Below are 15,742 nucleotides of genomic sequence, written 5' to 3'. Positions count from 1 at the left end.
GCTTTACCCTTTGCGCGGCTTGGCGCCCGGGGCGGTGACGTGACGATAGTCGCCATACGGGAAGATATTGCGAAAACGCTGGGCCACCGGCTCGGGGATGGAGCGGGAGAAGATCAGCTTGACGCCATCGCCATCACGCTGCCCCACAATGCGACCGCGCACCGTGTCGTGGCGCAGGATCTGTTTAGCATGCTCAATAAAGGCGGGTGACACCTTGCCCTGCTTGACCACTACCTTGCCGGGTGCAAGACGGATCTCGAACAGGGCGCCACGTCCCAGCTTCATCAACCACCAGATCAGGGCTATCGCCACTATCAAGGAAATCCAGGCCATCTTCATCCCTCCCAAGCTCTTGATATAAGGCAGTATAAGCGGCCGAGCGTTCCGATTGTTTGGCGCCGATCACAGCCCCCGCCTCAACGTAATAGCGCCTCTTTGCTCAGCAATCCTTGCCCCAGCCCACCAGCGTCTCGCGATAGAGCGCCAGCAAGGCTTCATCGCGCACCGCCACCCCGACCTGCTGCGGACGATAGGCTGCCCAGTCATCGTGGGAGTGGCGTTTGCCATCGAACTTTTGCAGGGTGTGGCCGATGGCCGGGCCGCTGGTGATAACCCGCACCGGCCCTTCCCGCAGGGTAAAGAGGGTCGGATCAATCACATAGGCGATGGCGGACGGGTCGTGGACATGGCAACCGGAGAGCCCCAGCTTCTCGGAGTAGAAGCGCAGGTAGAAGCGGCTGACATCCCACAGGAAGCGGCCCGGCTCCTCCGCCTTGTCCCTGAGCTCATCCAGATAGGCGCTGCTGAAGAAGCTCTGCTGAGTCACATCAAGCCCGATGATAACTACCGGCCAGTCGGCAGTAAAGACCCGGTCGGCAGCATCGGGATCATCGTGGATATTGGCCTCGGCATAGGGGGTGACGTTGCCGCGATGGCCATTGACACCAAAAGCGCCCCCCATCACCACCACCTGTTTCACCAGTGAAACAATCTCGGGCGCCTGCTGCAGCGCCAGCGCCAGATTGGTCAGGGGCCCGATGGTAACGAGAGTGATCTCCCCCGGCGCCGCTTTGACCGCCTCGACAATGTACTGCCAGGCGGGACGGGGATCGGGCGCAATATTCACCTCCCCCGCCTCCAGGTCGCCAAAACCGCTCGGGCCGTGAACTATGGTGGTGGGGCCGACCGGCTCGCGCAGCAGCGGGGCAGCCGCGCCTTTGGCCACATCCGCCTTCATGCCGTACTTCTGCTTGAGCCAGAGGGCGTTGCGGGTGCCATTGTCGATGGTGGCGTTACCAAAAACTGTGGTGATGGCGAGCAGCTCGATGGCGGGGTGGGCCTCGGCAAACAGGATGGCCATGGCATCGTCGATACCCGGATCGGTATCCAGAATGATTTTATGGGTCATGAGAAATTCCTACGGTGACAAACCCTGCGACAAAAGGGAGAGTCTACCCGGCTGACGGCCCCGTATCCCGGCATGGGATCACAGACCGGGCCTTTGCTCCCGGCAGCGGGGGCGCTGCTGGCGACAATCTGCACAAAAAACGGCGCGGCCCTGTTGCCAGCGCCGCGCCCTTTATCGTTGTTCGTTATCTGCTATCTGGCAGTGATCTGCCTGACTACGCCCCTCAGTGCTTGCGATGCCAACGCGGTGAGGTCGCCTTCTCCCCCCAGGGAGTGACGCAGGGGAGCAGTGCCCCTTCAATCACCATCTCGCTGCCTGCCAGCGCCTCGGCGATCTTCTGGTGCAGCACCCGCAGTACCTTGCCCTCGTGCTCGGCCAGAGAGTGGCCCGCGGCAAAGAATTCCGGCTGATATTGCAATGCCAGCTTCTGGGCGAATTCGTAGGTGTTGAAGCAATCCGGCATCCGCTCAACCACATCTTCAAGCCGGGCCAACAAGCTGTTCAGTTCCCTGGTCATAGTGCTCTCTCCGTGTAGGTTAATAGCCAAAAACTACCCCTTATTAGATAAGCCACCAACGAGCAAACCACAAAAGTGTGGGGAGACACACAGTTCTCTCTTGCGTCCGGCTCGTGGTGAACGGCAGACAGCTTGCCAGCTTTACATTCCGGTAACAAACAGCTAGATTTAGACCGACTAATCAGTCGGTCATTTTTCATGCGGAGAACAACATGGGTGCGGCGCAGCTTAAACACACTCCTGAGGATATCCTCGCCATCAAATTGTCCCTGCCGGATCAGCTGGCGCGGCTCAAGCGGGCGAGTCTGGCTCACCCCATGCCAACCCTGGCCGAGCGCCGGGCGCAGCTGACCAAACTCAAACAGGCGTTGCTCGCCCACAAGGGGCAGCTGAGCAAGGCGCTGGCAGCAGATTATGGCCAGCGCAGCCACTACGACAGCCTGATCGCCGATGTGCTGCCCTGCATCATGCAGATCAACTACACCCAGAAGCGGCTCAAGCGCTGGATGCAGCCCCACCGCCGTCACACCGGCCTGCTGCTGGCCCCCGCCAAAGTAGAGGTGCACTTCCAGCCGCTCGGGGTGGTCGGCATTATCGTGCCGTGGAACTTTCCGGTGATGCTGAGCCTTGGCCCCCTCATCACCGCCATCGCGGCGGGCAACCGGGCGATGCTGAAACTCTCCGAGTTCACCCCCCATACCAACGCCGTGCTGCGCACCATGCTCACCAGCGTGTTTGACGAAAACGAGATCGCCATCATCGAGGGGGATGCCCAGATGGCGGCGGCGTTCAGCTCACTGCCGTTCGATCACCTGCTCTTTACCGGCTCCACCATGGTGGGCAAGCTGGTGATGGCCGCCGCCGCGCCCCAGCTCACCCCCCTCACCCTTGAGCTGGGTGGCAAGAGCCCCTGTCTCATCGCCCCCGACATGCCGGTCGCCACCGCGGTCGAGCGGATGATCTTCGGCAAGAGCCTCAACGCCGGGCAGATCTGCGTCGCCCCCGACTATGTGCTGCTGCCCCGTAGCGAGGTGGATAACTTTATCGCCGCCTATCGCCGCCACTTCAGCAAACTCTACCCACAGGGGCTCAATAGTGCCGACTACGGCGCCATCATCAACGACCGCCAGTATCAGCGCCTCGTCAGCTGGCTGGATGAAGCCGAGCAGGCGGGAGCCCAGCTCCACCCCTGTGGCAGCCCGGCCCGCGACGACCAGCGCCGCCTGCTGGTGCCCCACCTGCTGACCGGGGTACCAAGTCAGTGTCAGGTGATGCAGCAGGAGATCTTCGGGCCGCTGCTACCGCTTATACCCTACGACACTCTGGAGGAGGCGCTCGCCTATGTGGCTGAGCGGCCCCGCCCGCTGGCCCTCTATCTGATGAGCTTCGATCCCGAGTTGCAGGCGCGAGTGACCCGAGAGACCCACTCCGGCGGCATGGCGATCAACGAGAGCCTGTTTCAGGTGGCTGCCGACGATGTGCCGTTTGGCGGCATCGGCGCCTCCGGCATGGGCCACTACCATGGCCACGAGGGGTTCCTCACCTTCTCCAAGGCAAAAACCGTGCTGACCCGCGGCAAGTTCACCACCGGCTCCCTGATCCATCCCCCCTACAACAGCTGGATCCAGAAGCTGATGATGGCCTTCTTCCTGCGCTGATGGAGATGACCATGAACCAGGCTATCCCGCAGCCACAAACCATGACCGACAAGCGCCGCCAGATCCTGGATGCCGCCCTCGCCCTCTGCGCCGAAGATGGTCTGCAGGGGGCCGCCACCGCCCGCATCGCCAAGGCGGCCGGGGTGGCCAACGGCACCCTGTTCCACCACTTTCCGAGCAAGGAGGCGCTGATCCTCGCCCTCTATCAGGATGTGAAAACCCGGATGGGGAGCGCCATCCATGAAGCAGATCCCACCCTGCCGCTGTACGACCAGACCCGCCACTACTGGCAGCTGGCGATGGAGTGGATGCAGGCTAACCCCAATGAGCTCAAATTTGTGCTGGGCTTCTTTCACTCTCCGCTGCTGGCCAGACCGGCCCGCAGCCAGATCCTGAACGATGCCCTGCGCTTTCTGCCTGCCCTGCTGGCAAAGGGGCAGGCCAGCGGCGAGCTGATGCAGGCCCCCGCGCCACTGTTGCTGGAGGTGTGTCAGGGCCAGTTCCTCGCCTGCGCATCACTGTTTGTCGATCAACCGGAGCTGGGAGAGGACGACTACTGGCAAGCCAGTGCGTTCGCCCTCTTCTGGTCAGCCATCTCAGGAGCCAACCCCTATGACAACTCCGACCGTTGAATCTCTAGCCGCCCTTGGTCGCCGCCTCTGGATCACCACTCTGCTCTGGGTGGTGGGTCGTACACTCTGTCGCGCCGCCCGCACCGACGAGGCAGTCCGCCGTGAATTGGCGCCGTTGCCGGACGGGTTGGCAATCCGCCTCGAAGTAGGCGGCATCGGCTACGCCATGAACATGCACAAGCAGGGTGGCCGCTGGTATCCCGGTGCGCCAGCCGCCCCTCATGCCACCATCCATCCGCTGCGGGTGCGCTTCAAGCACCCCAATATCGCCTTTCGCGCCCTGAGCTTTCGGCTCGGGGTCAATCAGGCATTTGGCGAAAACCGGCTGCTGGTGGAGGGAGATCTGACCGTTGCCATGCATCTGGTGCGGGGGCTTGAGCAGTTGCAGTCCCTGATCCTGCCCGCTTTTATCGCGCGGCCGCTGCTGCGCCACTATCCCGCCCCGACCAACAAGATCGGCCGGGCCTGCAACATCTATCTGGGTCTGGTGACCGGCTAACGCGCAAGGAGCCTTGAAATGAGCCGCTATTACGATTTTTTCTGCCCGGTCAAACTGCTGGCCGGTGAACAGGCGCTGGAGCAGCTGGCCAGCGAGCTGGCCAGCCTGGGTGCCCGTCGCCCGCTGCTGCTGACCGACAAGGGGGTCAATGCCACCGGCCTTGCCACCCTGCTGGCCAATGTGCTGGCCGAGGGGGAACTGCCGGTCGCCGCCATCTGGGACGAGATCCCGGCTGACTCTTCCACTGCCGTGGTGGAGCGGATCGCCAAACGCTACCGCGAGCTTGACTGCGACAGTCTGGTGGCGCTGGGGGGCGGCTCGGTCATCGACACCGCCAAGGCAGTCAACATTCTCACTTCCATGGGGGGGGATCATCTACTCGACTACTCGGGTACCGGTTGCCTGACCCGTCCCCTCAAGCCGCTGGCGGTGGTGCCCACCACGGCGGGCACAGGATCAGAAGTGACATTGGTTGCAGTGATCAAGGATGAGACGAGCGGGCGCAAGGTGCCCTTCACCTCACCCTTCCTGCTGCCCCAGCTGGCGGTGTTAGACCCGCGCATGACCCAGGGGCTGCCCCTCAATATCACCGCCGCCACTGCCATGGACGCCATGACCCACGCCATCGAGGCCTTTATCGGTACCGCCAAGAACCCGGTGAGCGATGCGCTGGCCCTGATGGCAGTGGAGAAGATCGCCAGCGCCCTGCCGCAAATCATCCACGACCCGCAAAACAAACAGCTGCGGCTGCAACTGGCGGAAGGCTCCACGCTGGCTGGCATGGCTTTTTCCAACTCCATGGTGGGGCTGGTGCACGCCCTCGGCCACAGTCTGGGAGCCCGCTGCCATCTGCCCCACGGGCTGTGCATGAACCTCTTTTTGCCGACCGTGCTCGACTACAACCGCCCCGAGGTGGATAACGAGCTGGCCCGGCTGCTGTTGCCGCTGGTGGGGGCAGAGCGCTTTGCTGCCACCCCGGCCCATCAGCGGGCGGAGGCGACCATCACAGCCATTCGCACCCTGCGCGACACCTTGTGGCAAGCGGTCAAGCTGCCGCGCACCATGAGCGAGGCAGGGGTAAGCGATCGCTCGCTACTGACCGAGATCCGCGATCTGGCGGTCAACGACGGTGCCCTGCTGTTCAATCGCAAGGACGCCGACCGTGAGCAGTTACTCACCCTGCTGGAGCGAGCCTGGGTCTGATCCCTCCCCTTTGCCAACACTCTTGTGCTGACACTAACGCGGTGCCCGACTCACCATCGGGCACCTTGATCTGCATCGCGATATCGATGCGCCCTCTGTCAAAGGGGGATGATATTGACCACGGGCTCTCATTATCTGTTCTATACCTTGGCTAACAGTTATGTTGTGCCGAGAGACCCAACTTTATGCCAGAGGTGCCCACCATGAGCGACATCATCCATCAGGCCAACCAGCAGCAGTTCATCTGTATGGTGGAGGGAAAAGAGTCGAGACTGCGCTACCGGCGGCTCGATGCCAAGACCATCGACGCCTACAGCACCTTCGTGCCCCCCGAGCTGCGGGTACAGGGGATTGCCGATCAGCTGGCGCGCGCCTTCTTCAACTGGACTCAGGCGGAGGGGCTCACTATAGTGCCGAGCTGCCGCTACATTGATGTCTGGTTACGCCGCAATGCCAACAACTGAACCTCTGAACTCCGCCCTCGAACAGCAATTCCAAGCCAAAACAGAAGCCCTGCTGCGGGCCGATCCGCAGCGGATGGCCTGCCTGCAAGCTGCGGCCGAGCTCAATCTGCCCGACTGGGCGCTGGGGGCCGGTTTTATCCGCAACCTCATCTGGGATCACCTTCACCACAAGGCGGAGCCCACCCCGCTCAACGATATCGACCTTATCTATCTCGACAAAACCGATCCGCAAGGGCTGGCCGAGACGGCGCATGAAGCCTGGCTGGCAAAGCGGCTGCCGGATCAGCAGTGGGAAGTGCGCAATCAGGCCCGCATGCACACGCGGCAGCTGGTAACGCCGTTTGCCAGCAGCCTTGAGGCGCTGAGCCACTGGGTCGAAGTGCCCACCTGCATCGGCGTGCGCCTCACCCGAGATGGCGAGTTCGAGTGGCTTGCCCCCTACGGCTTTACCATCAACTGGTCGCTGCAAGTGAGTGCCAACCCCAGATGTCGTCAGGACAAACAGATTTTTACCCAGCGCATCAAGGAGAAACGCTGGCAGGCTATCTGGCCTGACCTTCAGGTAAACTGGCCATAACCTGATTGCAATCTTTCGATAACCTTGGGCACACTAGGGGAAAAGCTGGTTGTAACTCAATGGGTTAAATAATGCGCGACTTCTTCTCTCTCGAACGCTGGCTACCGGGCCTCGCCGCCCTGCTGCATTACCAGCGCGCCTGGTTGATGCCAGATCTTCGCGCCGGACTCTCGGTGGCGGCAGTGGCGCTGCCCGTCGCCATCGCCTATGCCGAGCTTGCCGGGGTAGGTGCCATCGTCGGTCTCTACTCCTGCATCCTGCCCATGCTGGTCTACGCCCTGTTTGGCACCTCCCGCCAGCTGATTGTCGGCCCCGATGCCGCCACCTGTGCGGTCATCGCCGCCGTGGTGACGCCGCTGGCCGCAGGCGACCCAACCCGTCACTGGCAACTGGTGATGACCATGACCGCCATGACCGGCTTCTGGTGCCTGATTGCCAGCCGCTTCAAGCTGGGGGTGCTGGCGGACTTTCTCTCCCGCCCCATCCTGATGGGGCTGCTCAATGGTGTGGCCATCACCATCATGGTGGGCCAGCTCTCCAAGATCTTCGGCTTCACTTTCAGCGAACGTTACCTCATCGAGCGGATCGCCAGCGGGGCTACCTATATTACCCAAACCCATCTGCCGACCCTGGCCATGAGTCTGGTGGCTCTGCTCACCCTGCTGCTGGCCAAGCGCTACAAACCGGCATGGCCCTCCTCCATGGTAGCCATGGTGGTGACCGCTGCGCTGGTGTGGGGCTTTAATCTCGGCCAGTTTGATATCGCCACCCTGGGGACGGTGGGCTCCGGCCTGCCCGCGTTCCAGATGCCGGAATTTCCTCCCGGCCTGATGCGGGAGCTGGTGCTGCCCGCCCTTAACCTGGCCATGGTGAGCTTCGTCTCCATGATGCTGACCGCCCGCAGCTTTGCCGCCAAAAACGGCTATGAGATCGACGCGGACAAGGAGTTTCGGGCCCTCGGTATGGCCAACCTCGCCTCCGCAGTCTCCCAGGGTTTCGCCATCAGTGGCGCGGATTCGCGCACTGCGGTCAACGACGCCAACGGCGGCAAGAGCCAGCTGGTCTCCATCATCGCAGCGGCGGTGATCGCCCTCATCACCTTCTATCTGACGGCGCCGCTCAAATACATCCCGACCGCCGCCCTCGGGGTGGTACTGGTGATGGCCTCCCTGTCGCTCACCGATTTTCGTGGCCTCTGGGCCCTGCGTCATTCCGATCGCTCCGCCTTCTGGCTGGCGCTGGTCACCTTTATCAGCGTGCTTACCATGGGGGTGATCCCCGGGATCACCCTCGCCGTGTTGCTGGGGCTGTTCCAGTTCCTGCGCAATGTGATGCGCCCCACCGATCAGCTGCTCGGCATGGATGACGAGGGGGTAGTGCGCACCCTGGGGGATAACGAACAGGCCAAGGCGATACCGGGTATTCTGGTCTATCGCTTCAACTCGCCGCTGACCTACTTCAACGCCCCCTATTTCAAACGGCGGGTGCTGGCCCTGCTGGTACAGGATCCCCGAGCCCCCAAGTGTCTGGTGATCGATGCGGTCGCCTGCTTCACCCATCAGGACATCAGCGTGATGAGCATGGTGGGAGAGCTGCACAAAGAGCTGAAACGGCGCGGCATCCATATGGTGATGGCGGGTCGCCACGGCCAGATGACTCACTGGTTAAAGCAGGCAGGCGTGCGGGTAGGCGATGAGGGGATCATCCTCTGCCCCGATATGTATCAGGCGCTGCGCCTGACCCGCTGCTACCGCGAGCCGGTGTTCAAGGATGATGCGGTGGTGGAGAGTACCACAGATGCCATCCGCTCGAATTGGCCGCAGGATGATGCCCTGCCCGACTCGGCGCGCCTCACCCTGCCAAGCGAACAGGAGGCGGGCGCCACGCCTGCCTGATCCCTTGGCCTGCTCTCCTGGCCGGTGCAATCCTGCACAAGGATTGCACCGGCCTTGGCCTTGGTGTTAAATGCGCCCCCAGAGGACACTCCCCCGTGCCCTCCCAGCTGTTGGACATGCCATGCAATCTCAATCCCACGCCGGCCCGGGCACCCTCTTTGCGCTGACCTGGCCGCTCTTTATCGATCTCGCCCTGCACTTTCTGACCGGCGCCCTCAATACCTTCATGGTGGGTCATGTCTCCTATCAGGGGGTCGCGGCGCTGGCGGTCGGCAATCAGGTGTTCGATCTCGCCATCACATTGTTCAGCTTCGTCAGCATCGGTACCAGCGTGGTGATCACCCAGTATCTGGGGGCCGGCGATCGGGAGAAGAGTCGGGTGGTGATCCACACCGCTATCGGCTTCAACCTGCTGATCGGTCTGGTGGCCGCCATCGGCGTGATGGCGGGGGCCAGCACCATGCTGGCGCTGATGAACCTGCCTGCCAATCTGATGAGCGACGGGACGCTTTACTTGCAGATCATCGGTCTCTGCCTGTTGCCGGAGGCCGCGGCCCTCTGTCTGGCGGCGACCCTGCGCGCTCACGGCCACACCCGTCAGGCGATGTATGTGACTCTCATCGTCAACCTCATCACCTTCGTCGGCAACCTGCTGCTGCTCTACGGCTGGTTCGGCCTGCCCCAGCTGGGGGTCGCAGGCGTTGCCATCAGCACGGTCGCTGGCCGACTGGTCGGCGTGGTGCTGCTGGTGTGGCTGGTGGCCCGCAAGACCGGAATTCGACTGGTGGTGCGCGATATCGTCCACCCCAGCCGGGAGATGCTGGGCAAGGTGCTCCATATCGGCCTGCCGGCGGCAGGAGAGAACCTCTCCTGGATGCTGCAGTTTATGGTGGTGACAGCCTTTGTCGGACTGCTGGGTGACAAGGCGCTGGCAACCCAGTCCTACTTCTTCCAGATCTGCCTGTTTATCCTGCTGTTTGGCCTCTCCATCGGCCTTGGCAACGAGATCATCATCGGCCATCTGGCGGGGGCCAGACAGTTCGATCGAGCCTATCAGCAGCTGCTCAAGAGCCTCAAGCTGGGGCTGGCGGTCACCTGCGTCATCGCCGTGGCGGCGGCCCTCAACGGCCGCACCATCATCAGCCTCTTTACCGATGATGCCGACATCATCACCCAGGTGGCGCAGCTGTTTCTTATCAGCCTTATCCTCGAGCCCGGCCGCACCTTCAATCTGGTGGTGATCAACGCCCTGCGGGCCACCGGGGATGCCCGTTTTCCCCTCTACATGGCGTTGCTCTCCATGTGGGGAATTGCCGTGCCACTCTCCTATTTCCTCGGTATCATGCAGGGTTATGGACTGGTCGGTATCTGGCTGGCGCTGGCCTGCGACGAGTGGGTGCGCGGTCTGGCCATGTTCTGGCGCTGGCGCAGTCGTCGCTGGCAAAACAAAATTCTTGTTGAAACAAAAGCGGAATCACAATGAAGAAGATAGGACTCTTGCTGGCTGCCATCCTGCTCAGCCCCCTGGCCATGGCGCAAACTGCCCCTGCCGCTCCCAAGGCTCAAGCCACCCAGACCTGGTATGTGGCCCCCATCGCCATCGATGAAACCAGCGACGCCCAGAAGGCGCTGACCAAGGACTTCATGGCCCAGATGATCAAGACCATCAAGATCAACGAGTACCAGACCGGCAAGGCGGTGGGCAACACCAAAAAGCCCAAGTGGCTGATCCGCACCAAGCTGATCCCCGCCAGCAACGAGCCGCTGGTCGGCAAGAAGCACCCGCAGGGTCTCACCTACGGCAAGGGCAATCCGACCCAGGAGATCGTCGGCGAGCTACTGATGAACGGCACCCTGGTGGCCCACATCGGCCAGGGCTGGCGCGAGCCTATCGTCCCGGGCACGCCGGTGGCCGAAAAGATCTCCATCGCCAACTATCGCTACGCCATCGGGGATCAGGCCAAGTCGGCGGATCTGGAAGAGCTGGCCGCCCAGATTGGCTTTGAAGCGGGCAAGGTGATCCACCGCGATGGCAAGCCGCTGCCCGAGAAGAAAAAGAAAAAAGAGCAGGCGGACGAAGAGAAAGAGTAACGTTGCCTGCATCCATAAGGAGGGGCCAGTCGGCCCCTTTTTGATCCTGCACCCTCACGCCAACACTGCCCCTGTTGTGACTTGTCGCACAGTTTGGCTCACCATTCAGATTGATAAATCACTTATCTTGTTTTGATTCAACAAGTTATAAATATCCCGCCGAATACTCCAAATCATTGCCCCCAAATCCGATCAGGATCACATTTATCCCCGGCACTAAGGGGTAGCTTTGGTCTTACAGGCACAATCAAACGAAACCAAGGAGGCTCCATTACATGTTCCCAGAGTACAGAGAACTTATCTCGAAACTGAAGAGCAGTGATGTCCATTTCCAGAAGAAGTTTGACTTGCACAACGACCTGGATGCGGAGATTAGAAAGTTGGAAAAGCATCACGCCAGCGACTATAGCGCCGAGGTGAGAGATCTGAAAAAACAGAAACTCAAACTGAAAGAGGAGATATACGACATCCTCAAACAACATCCACAATAGATGCCTCGAAGAATATGCGGATAAGCAATTTATCCCCCAGCCCGGCCCACGCGCCGGGCTTTTTGTTGTTTCAGTCAATTAGTTGACACCCGAGCCTACCGATCTTGCCGGTAGTTTGTTACATTTTTCCCTTGGAATTCAGGGAATAACGGTGATGATAACATGAGCGGAAAACTATCTTTTTATCATCTCTTGCTGCTTTGCCTGTTCGCATTGAGCCACCCCCTGCAGGCCCAGGAGCCTGAACTGGAGCTGTGGCACTCCCAGCAAGCCGGTTACGTGATCGACGACGTGATCGCCCGCTTCAATCAGGAGGGGAACCACAGAGTACGGGTCACCCAGATTGAGCCGGGCAAGATCAAGGCGGATCTCCTGCTGGCAGCTCAGGCCAGGGGGCTGCCCGACCTGATGCTAATCCCCTCCGATTTTATCGGCCTCTATCGCCAGATGACCCTCGCTCCCCTCCCGGCCGAGTGGTTTTCCCCCTCATTGATGGCCAGTGCCTTGCGTTATGTCACCCTGGATAGGCAACGCTGGGGCATGCCCATGATGCAGGGCAACCATCTGATGCTGTTTTACAACAAGGCGCTGATCTCGACTCCGGTGACCCAATGGCAGCAACTGACTGCTATCACCCCGGCCCTCAAGGCCAAGGGGGTCTACCCCGTCAGCTGGCCCTATCACGACATGTACTACTTCGCCGCCTTTTTACACACCTTTGGCGGCTCGCCGGTGACCGAAGGGCGCATCACCCTCGACAGCCCGGCCATGGTGCAGGCGCTGGAGGCCTATCGCACCGTCGCCAGCGAACAGTGGGTCGATCCCGAGTGCGACTATGACACCGCCCTCTCCCGCTTCAATGAGGGCAAGAGCGCCTACCTCATCAATGGGGACTGGGCGTTCAATGATCTGGTGAAGAATATGGGGGATAAGCTGGGTGTCGCCCTGCTGCCCCGCTGGCAAAGCCATTCCATGCACTCCATGAGCGGCGCCTACGTGATGGGAGCCTCCCGCTGGGCGATGGATGATGAGGATCGGCAACCCGTTATCAAGGCACTGATGGCCTTTATCCAGCGTCAGGATATTCAGCAGTTCATCTATCATCAGGGGGCGTTGCTGCCGGTCAATCAGCAGGCTTTTACCGCCATCAGCCGCCGTCCCACGCCTCAGGAAAAAGTGCTGCTGGAGCAGTTCACCCTCAGTACCCCCATGCCCTCCGACAGCGCCATGTCCATCGCCTGGCAAGCGATGGAGAAAGGGTTCGAGCGCTTTAAAGAGGGGATCAGTGCCGCCGACACCGCCCGTTATATGCAGCAGCTGGCCGATCAGCAGTACCGGCAGGTCAAAACACCATGAAACATCGCACCTTTCGGCTCGGCCCGACCCTCATCATCATCCTGTTCACCGTCGCCTTGCTGCCGGCACTGCTGGCCAGCACTGTACTGCTGATCCGCCAGCACCAGATCATCGCCCAGAGCGAGCAGTCACAGCTGGAGCGGGCCCTCACCAGCATGACCCGCGAAGCCCGCTTTCGCAGCGAGCTGATCGGCACCCAGATCAATCAGCTCAGTCAGGATCGGGTGCTCCATCAGGCCCTCGACAACTTCCTCTTCTCCAGCCATGCCCGGCTGGCACTGGCCACCTTCATCAAGTCCAACAGCCTGCTCACCTCGGCCTACCTCATCGATGACAAGGGGCTGGTGGTGGAGTACATCAATGGCCAGGCCTCCCACCTCGAATCGAGCAACCTGATGCCGCAGCTGATGGCCTGGGGCAAGACCCGCGAGGCGAAACAGGGCAAGCATCTGCTGCTGCCCGTCGATGATCCCGTGCTGGTCGACGACATGGAGCAAAACCGCAGCGGCGGGCTGGCGCTGGTAGCCCCCATCTATCGCAACCACCAGCGAGCAGGGGTGATGCAGACCCCTTCCGGCTTCGTGATGGCCATTCTCCCCTGGCGGCAGATGGCCCAGTTGCTGGAACCCTATCTCAAGGGGAGCGAATATCTGGTGATCTCCCAGGGCGAGAACCGTCTCTACGAAGGGGCTCACCAGAGCGCCAACGCCATGGATGACAGGGAGCCAAGCAAGTTGGCGCAGCCCCTGGCCATTGGCTGGCCCCAGCTGGAGCAGGAGATCACCCCCACCATCACCCTCTACAGCTACAGCAATGACAGGGTCAGCGAGCTCAACAAATCCCAACAGCTGCTGACCGTCAGCATCGCCGTCATGTTGCTGCTGGTGGCCATCGGCTGCGTCTGGCTCACCCGCTGGCTAACCCGACCGCTGCGCTCGCTGGCCGCGCTGGTGCGCAGCTATGGCAAGGGCAATTACCAGCAACGGCAGGCGCCGCTGCGCTTTGTGGAGTACGACGAGGTGCGCCAGTTGCTACAGGAGATGGCCAGCACCATCTCGGATCAGGTGCGGGCGCTCTATCAACAAAATGAACAGCTGCAGCAGGCCAATAGCGAGAAAGAGGCCTTCAACCAGCGGCTGCTCGGCTTCAACGACGAACTGGAGCAAGAGGTTGCCTCGCAAACGACCGCCCTGCGCTCGGCCCTGAGCCGGGAGGAGCGCAGCCGCCATGTGCTGCAATCCTGGCTGCAGTTCGGTCTGCACCAGCAGCTGGATGTGGATATCGCCGAGCTGGCTAGCTCCGCCCTGTTGCAGCTCTCCCAGCTCTATCCCGGTCACCGCTGGGGGCTGGTGATCCGCCGCGATGGCCAGCCCCACTACTCCCTGACCCAGGGGGTCGATGCTCCCTTGCGGGATGCCCTGCAGGAGAAGCTGACCCAACTGATGGATGAGGAGGTCAAACACTCCGAATGCCAGTGGGATAACGCACTCTGGAAGATCATGACCCTGCCCGGCAGCCAGAGTGGCGTGCTGTTTGGCTATCTGATGGTGAGCGCCGAAGGGCTGGAGTCGGAGGACAGGGCTATCTTGCGGCTGTTTGCCAAGCAACTGGCAGTGGGCATCGAGGGGCGACTCTTTACCGATGAACTGGCACGGGTCGCCCGCACCGACAACCTCACCGGCCTGCCCAACCGCCAGGCGTTCGAAGAGATGTTCCATCACTATCAGGCTGTGCTGGCGCGCCATCCGGAGCGTCACCTCGCCCTCTTCATGCTCGACCTCAACGGCCTCAAGCGCACCAACGACCAGTATGGGCACGAGGCGGGCGACGCCCTGCTGATCCAGATGGCACGACTACTGCGCACGCTGTGCCGACAGAATGAGAGCATATTCAGAATGGGAGGAGACGAATTCGTGCTGCTGGCAGAGGCGGATCACCTCGCCTGCCAGCAGCTGGCAGGCAGGTTGGAGGCAAGCCAGCAGCACGCCATCGTGCAACATGGGGAGCATAGCTTCCCGCTGCGTTTTGCCATCGGCTGGAGCAGCAGCGACCAGACCCCGCTGGCGGAGCTGAGCCGGGTGGCGGATGACGCCATGTATGCCGACAAGGCGCGCTTCTATCAGGGGCAGCGCTAAAAGCGGAGACCTCTGGCGTTGGCGAGCCTTTCGCCAACGCCCTGATCAGCTCGCAAAAATGGCGCGCAACGCTAGACGCGGCGCGGACCATGACTAAGATAGGGGCTCTTGATGTCTCGATTTGGAAGGGAGTAGGAAATGGAGTTAGTACTTGGCCCACTGGAAGCCCGCGTCATCGGCTGTCTGATTGAAAAAGAGATCTGCACCCCGGATCAATATCCCCTCTCCCTTAATGCACTGGTCAACGCCTGCAACCAGAAGAGCAACCGCGAGCCGGTGCTGGAGCTCTCCGAGCTCGATATCCGCGCCGTGGTGGACGAGCTGATCCGCAAGCGGCTGGTGGTCAACACTGCAGGCTTCAACGCCCGGGTGCCCCGCTATCAGCACAGATTCTGTAACACCGAATTTGGCGAGCTGAAATTCAGTGCCCAGGAGCTCGGCATCGTCTGCGAACTGCTGCTGCGCGGCCCGCAAACCCCGGGGGAGCTGCGCTCGCGCACCAACCGCCTCTGCAGCTTCGATGATGTCACCGAAGTGGATGCGGTGCTGACCCAGCTCATCGAGCGTGGCCCCTACGTGGTCAAGCTGCCACGCGAGCCGGGCAAGCGCGAATCCCGCTACGCCCACCTGTTTAGCGGTGAGGTGGATATTCAGGCGATGATGGATGCTGCCCCTGCGGCTGCCTATGCCTCCCCTACCGCCGACCGCCTGAGCGAGCTGGAGCAGGAGGTGAGCGATCTCAAGAGCCGTCTCGCCGCCATGGAAGCGCGGCTGGCCGCACTGGATGGTCAGGGCTGATCGCCTTTACCATCGCCA

16 protein-coding genes are annotated in these 15,742 nt (G+C 61.4%); 13 read left to right on the top strand and 3 right to left on the bottom strand.

The genetic code is table 11. The annotated features are described in order from the left end of the window. Window positions 1-3 precede the first annotated feature (3 nt). The 3 genes from ACTG2G_RS18380 to ACTG2G_RS18370 all read right to left on the bottom strand — a co-directional run bounded on the left by ACTG2G_RS18380 (window position 4) and on the right by ACTG2G_RS18370 (window position 1,925). The gene (locus tag ACTG2G_RS18380) at window positions 4-333 is read right to left on the bottom strand and encodes a DUF3634 family protein (protein WP_439985722.1); all 330 of its coding nucleotides are present in this window, start codon (window positions 331-333) and stop codon (window positions 4-6) included. 106 nt (window positions 334-439) lie between these two features. After that, entirely contained in the window at window positions 440-1,408 is a 969-nt protein-coding gene (locus ACTG2G_RS18375) for a nucleoside hydrolase (RefSeq protein ID WP_429205105.1), read from the bottom strand. A gap of 223 nt (window positions 1,409-1,631) precedes the next feature. Then, window positions 1,632-1,925 carry a hypothetical protein gene (locus tag ACTG2G_RS18370; RefSeq protein WP_005353197.1) on the bottom strand — a complete coding sequence of 98 codons (294 nt, stop codon included), beginning with the start codon at window positions 1,923-1,925 and terminating at the stop codon, window positions 1,632-1,634. A gap of 212 nt (window positions 1,926-2,137) precedes the next feature. On the opposite strand from ACTG2G_RS18370, the gene ACTG2G_RS18365 reads away from it, so the two are divergent. The 13 genes from ACTG2G_RS18365 to ACTG2G_RS18305 all read left to right on the top strand — a co-directional run bounded on the left by ACTG2G_RS18365 (window position 2,138) and on the right by ACTG2G_RS18305 (window position 15,724). Further along, a complete protein-coding gene (locus ACTG2G_RS18365; protein WP_439985721.1) occupies window positions 2,138-3,583 on the top strand; it encodes a coniferyl aldehyde dehydrogenase in 1,446 nt (481 codons plus the stop codon). Window positions 3,584-3,594: 11 nt separating this feature from the next. After that, window positions 3,595-4,215, top strand: coding sequence for a TetR/AcrR family transcriptional regulator (locus ACTG2G_RS18360; protein ID WP_069555480.1), 621 nt, complete (start codon window positions 3,595-3,597; stop codon window positions 4,213-4,215). After that, on the top strand, window positions 4,196-4,714 hold the full coding sequence (locus ACTG2G_RS18355; protein WP_069555457.1) for a hypothetical protein: 519 nt from the start codon (window positions 4,196-4,198) through the stop codon (window positions 4,712-4,714). Before ACTG2G_RS18360 ends, ACTG2G_RS18355 begins: the two co-directional genes overlap by 20 nt. An 18-nt stretch (window positions 4,715-4,732) precedes the next feature. Then, on the top strand, window positions 4,733-5,917 hold the full coding sequence (locus ACTG2G_RS18350; RefSeq protein WP_439985720.1) for an iron-containing alcohol dehydrogenase: 1,185 nt from the start codon (window positions 4,733-4,735) through the stop codon (window positions 5,915-5,917). 203 nt (window positions 5,918-6,120) lie between these two features. Next, the gene (locus ACTG2G_RS18345; RefSeq protein WP_005337747.1) at window positions 6,121-6,381 is read left to right on the top strand and encodes a GNAT family N-acetyltransferase; all 261 of its coding nucleotides are present in this window, start codon (window positions 6,121-6,123) and stop codon (window positions 6,379-6,381) included. Continuing rightward, complete coding sequence (locus tag ACTG2G_RS18340; protein ID WP_216953238.1) at window positions 6,368-6,958, top strand: nucleotidyltransferase family protein; 591 nt, start codon at window positions 6,368-6,370, stop codon at window positions 6,956-6,958. The genes ACTG2G_RS18345 and ACTG2G_RS18340 overlap by 14 nt, the downstream gene beginning before the upstream one ends. A gap of 71 nt (window positions 6,959-7,029) precedes the next feature. Continuing rightward, window positions 7,030-8,853: a SulP family inorganic anion transporter gene (locus ACTG2G_RS18335; protein ID WP_021230679.1), complete on the top strand. Its 1,824-nt coding sequence runs from the start codon at window positions 7,030-7,032 to the stop codon at window positions 8,851-8,853. Window positions 8,854-8,974: 121 nt separating this feature from the next. Then, window positions 8,975-10,336 carry an MATE family efflux transporter gene (locus ACTG2G_RS18330; RefSeq protein ID WP_005361670.1) on the top strand — a complete coding sequence of 454 codons (1,362 nt, stop codon included), beginning with the start codon at window positions 8,975-8,977 and terminating at the stop codon, window positions 10,334-10,336. Continuing rightward, window positions 10,333-10,944: a hypothetical protein gene (locus ACTG2G_RS18325; RefSeq protein WP_257686632.1), complete on the top strand. Its 612-nt coding sequence runs from the start codon at window positions 10,333-10,335 to the stop codon at window positions 10,942-10,944. Before ACTG2G_RS18330 ends, ACTG2G_RS18325 begins: the two co-directional genes overlap by 4 nt. Window positions 10,945-11,219: 275 nt before the next feature. Next, window positions 11,220-11,435, top strand: coding sequence for a YdcH family protein (locus ACTG2G_RS18320; protein ID WP_005337763.1), 216 nt, complete (start codon window positions 11,220-11,222; stop codon window positions 11,433-11,435). Between the two features lie 162 nt (window positions 11,436-11,597). Then, window positions 11,598-12,791 carry a sugar ABC transporter substrate-binding protein gene (locus ACTG2G_RS18315; protein ID WP_368221398.1) on the top strand — a complete coding sequence of 398 codons (1,194 nt, stop codon included), beginning with the start codon at window positions 11,598-11,600 and terminating at the stop codon, window positions 12,789-12,791. After that, a complete protein-coding gene (locus ACTG2G_RS18310) occupies window positions 12,788-14,926 on the top strand; it encodes a diguanylate cyclase domain-containing protein (protein ID WP_439985719.1) in 2,139 nt (712 codons plus the stop codon). The genes ACTG2G_RS18315 and ACTG2G_RS18310 overlap by 4 nt, the downstream gene beginning before the upstream one ends. 138 nt (window positions 14,927-15,064) lie before the next feature. Then, a complete protein-coding gene (locus ACTG2G_RS18305) occupies window positions 15,065-15,724 on the top strand; it encodes a YceH family protein (protein WP_266135122.1) in 660 nt (219 codons plus the stop codon). The last annotated feature ends 18 nt before the right edge of the window (window positions 15,725-15,742 follow it).

This window comes from Aeromonas sp. 55A (genome assembly GCF_051919665.1).
GTDB lineage: Bacteria > Pseudomonadota > Gammaproteobacteria > Enterobacterales > Aeromonadaceae > Aeromonas > Aeromonas veronii.
Note: the sequence above shows the minus strand (reverse complement) of the source record. Positions and strands in the feature narration are given on the sequence as shown.

Bases quoted from the DNA above. Each gene is read 5' to 3' on its own strand.
- ACTG2G_RS18350 (WP_439985720.1), top strand. From the start codon at position 4,733: ATGAGCCGCTATTACGATTTTTTCTGCCCGGTCAAACTGCTGGCCGGT.
- ACTG2G_RS18315 (WP_368221398.1), top strand. From the start codon at position 11,598: ATGAGCGGAAAACTATCTTTTTATCATCTCTTGCTGCTTTGCCTGTTC.
- ACTG2G_RS18320 (WP_005337763.1), top strand. From the start codon at position 11,220: ATGTTCCCAGAGTACAGAGAACTTATCTCGAAACTGAAGAGCAGTGAT.
- ACTG2G_RS18370 (WP_005353197.1), bottom strand. From the start codon at position 1,925: ATGACCAGGGAACTGAACAGCTTGTTGGCCCGGCTTGAAGATGTGGTT.
- ACTG2G_RS18345 (WP_005337747.1), top strand. From the start codon at position 6,121: ATGAGCGACATCATCCATCAGGCCAACCAGCAGCAGTTCATCTGTATG.
- ACTG2G_RS18380 (WP_439985722.1), bottom strand. From the start codon at position 333: ATGGCCTGGATTTCCTTGATAGTGGCGATAGCCCTGATCTGGTGGTTG.
- ACTG2G_RS18340 (WP_216953238.1), top strand. From the start codon at position 6,368: ATGCCAACAACTGAACCTCTGAACTCCGCCCTCGAACAGCAATTCCAA.
- ACTG2G_RS18375 (WP_429205105.1), bottom strand. From the start codon at position 1,408: ATGACCCATAAAATCATTCTGGATACCGATCCGGGTATCGACGATGCC.
- ACTG2G_RS18310 (WP_439985719.1), top strand. From the start codon at position 12,788: ATGAAACATCGCACCTTTCGGCTCGGCCCGACCCTCATCATCATCCTG.
- ACTG2G_RS18355 (WP_069555457.1), top strand. From the start codon at position 4,196: ATGACAACTCCGACCGTTGAATCTCTAGCCGCCCTTGGTCGCCGCCTC.
- ACTG2G_RS18335 (WP_021230679.1), top strand. From the start codon at position 7,030: ATGCGCGACTTCTTCTCTCTCGAACGCTGGCTACCGGGCCTCGCCGCC.
- ACTG2G_RS18325 (WP_257686632.1), top strand. From the start codon at position 10,333: ATGAAGAAGATAGGACTCTTGCTGGCTGCCATCCTGCTCAGCCCCCTG.
- ACTG2G_RS18360 (WP_069555480.1), top strand. From the start codon at position 3,595: ATGAACCAGGCTATCCCGCAGCCACAAACCATGACCGACAAGCGCCGC.
- ACTG2G_RS18365 (WP_439985721.1), top strand. From the start codon at position 2,138: ATGGGTGCGGCGCAGCTTAAACACACTCCTGAGGATATCCTCGCCATC.
- ACTG2G_RS18330 (WP_005361670.1), top strand. From the start codon at position 8,975: ATGCAATCTCAATCCCACGCCGGCCCGGGCACCCTCTTTGCGCTGACC.
- ACTG2G_RS18305 (WP_266135122.1), top strand. From the start codon at position 15,065: ATGGAGTTAGTACTTGGCCCACTGGAAGCCCGCGTCATCGGCTGTCTG.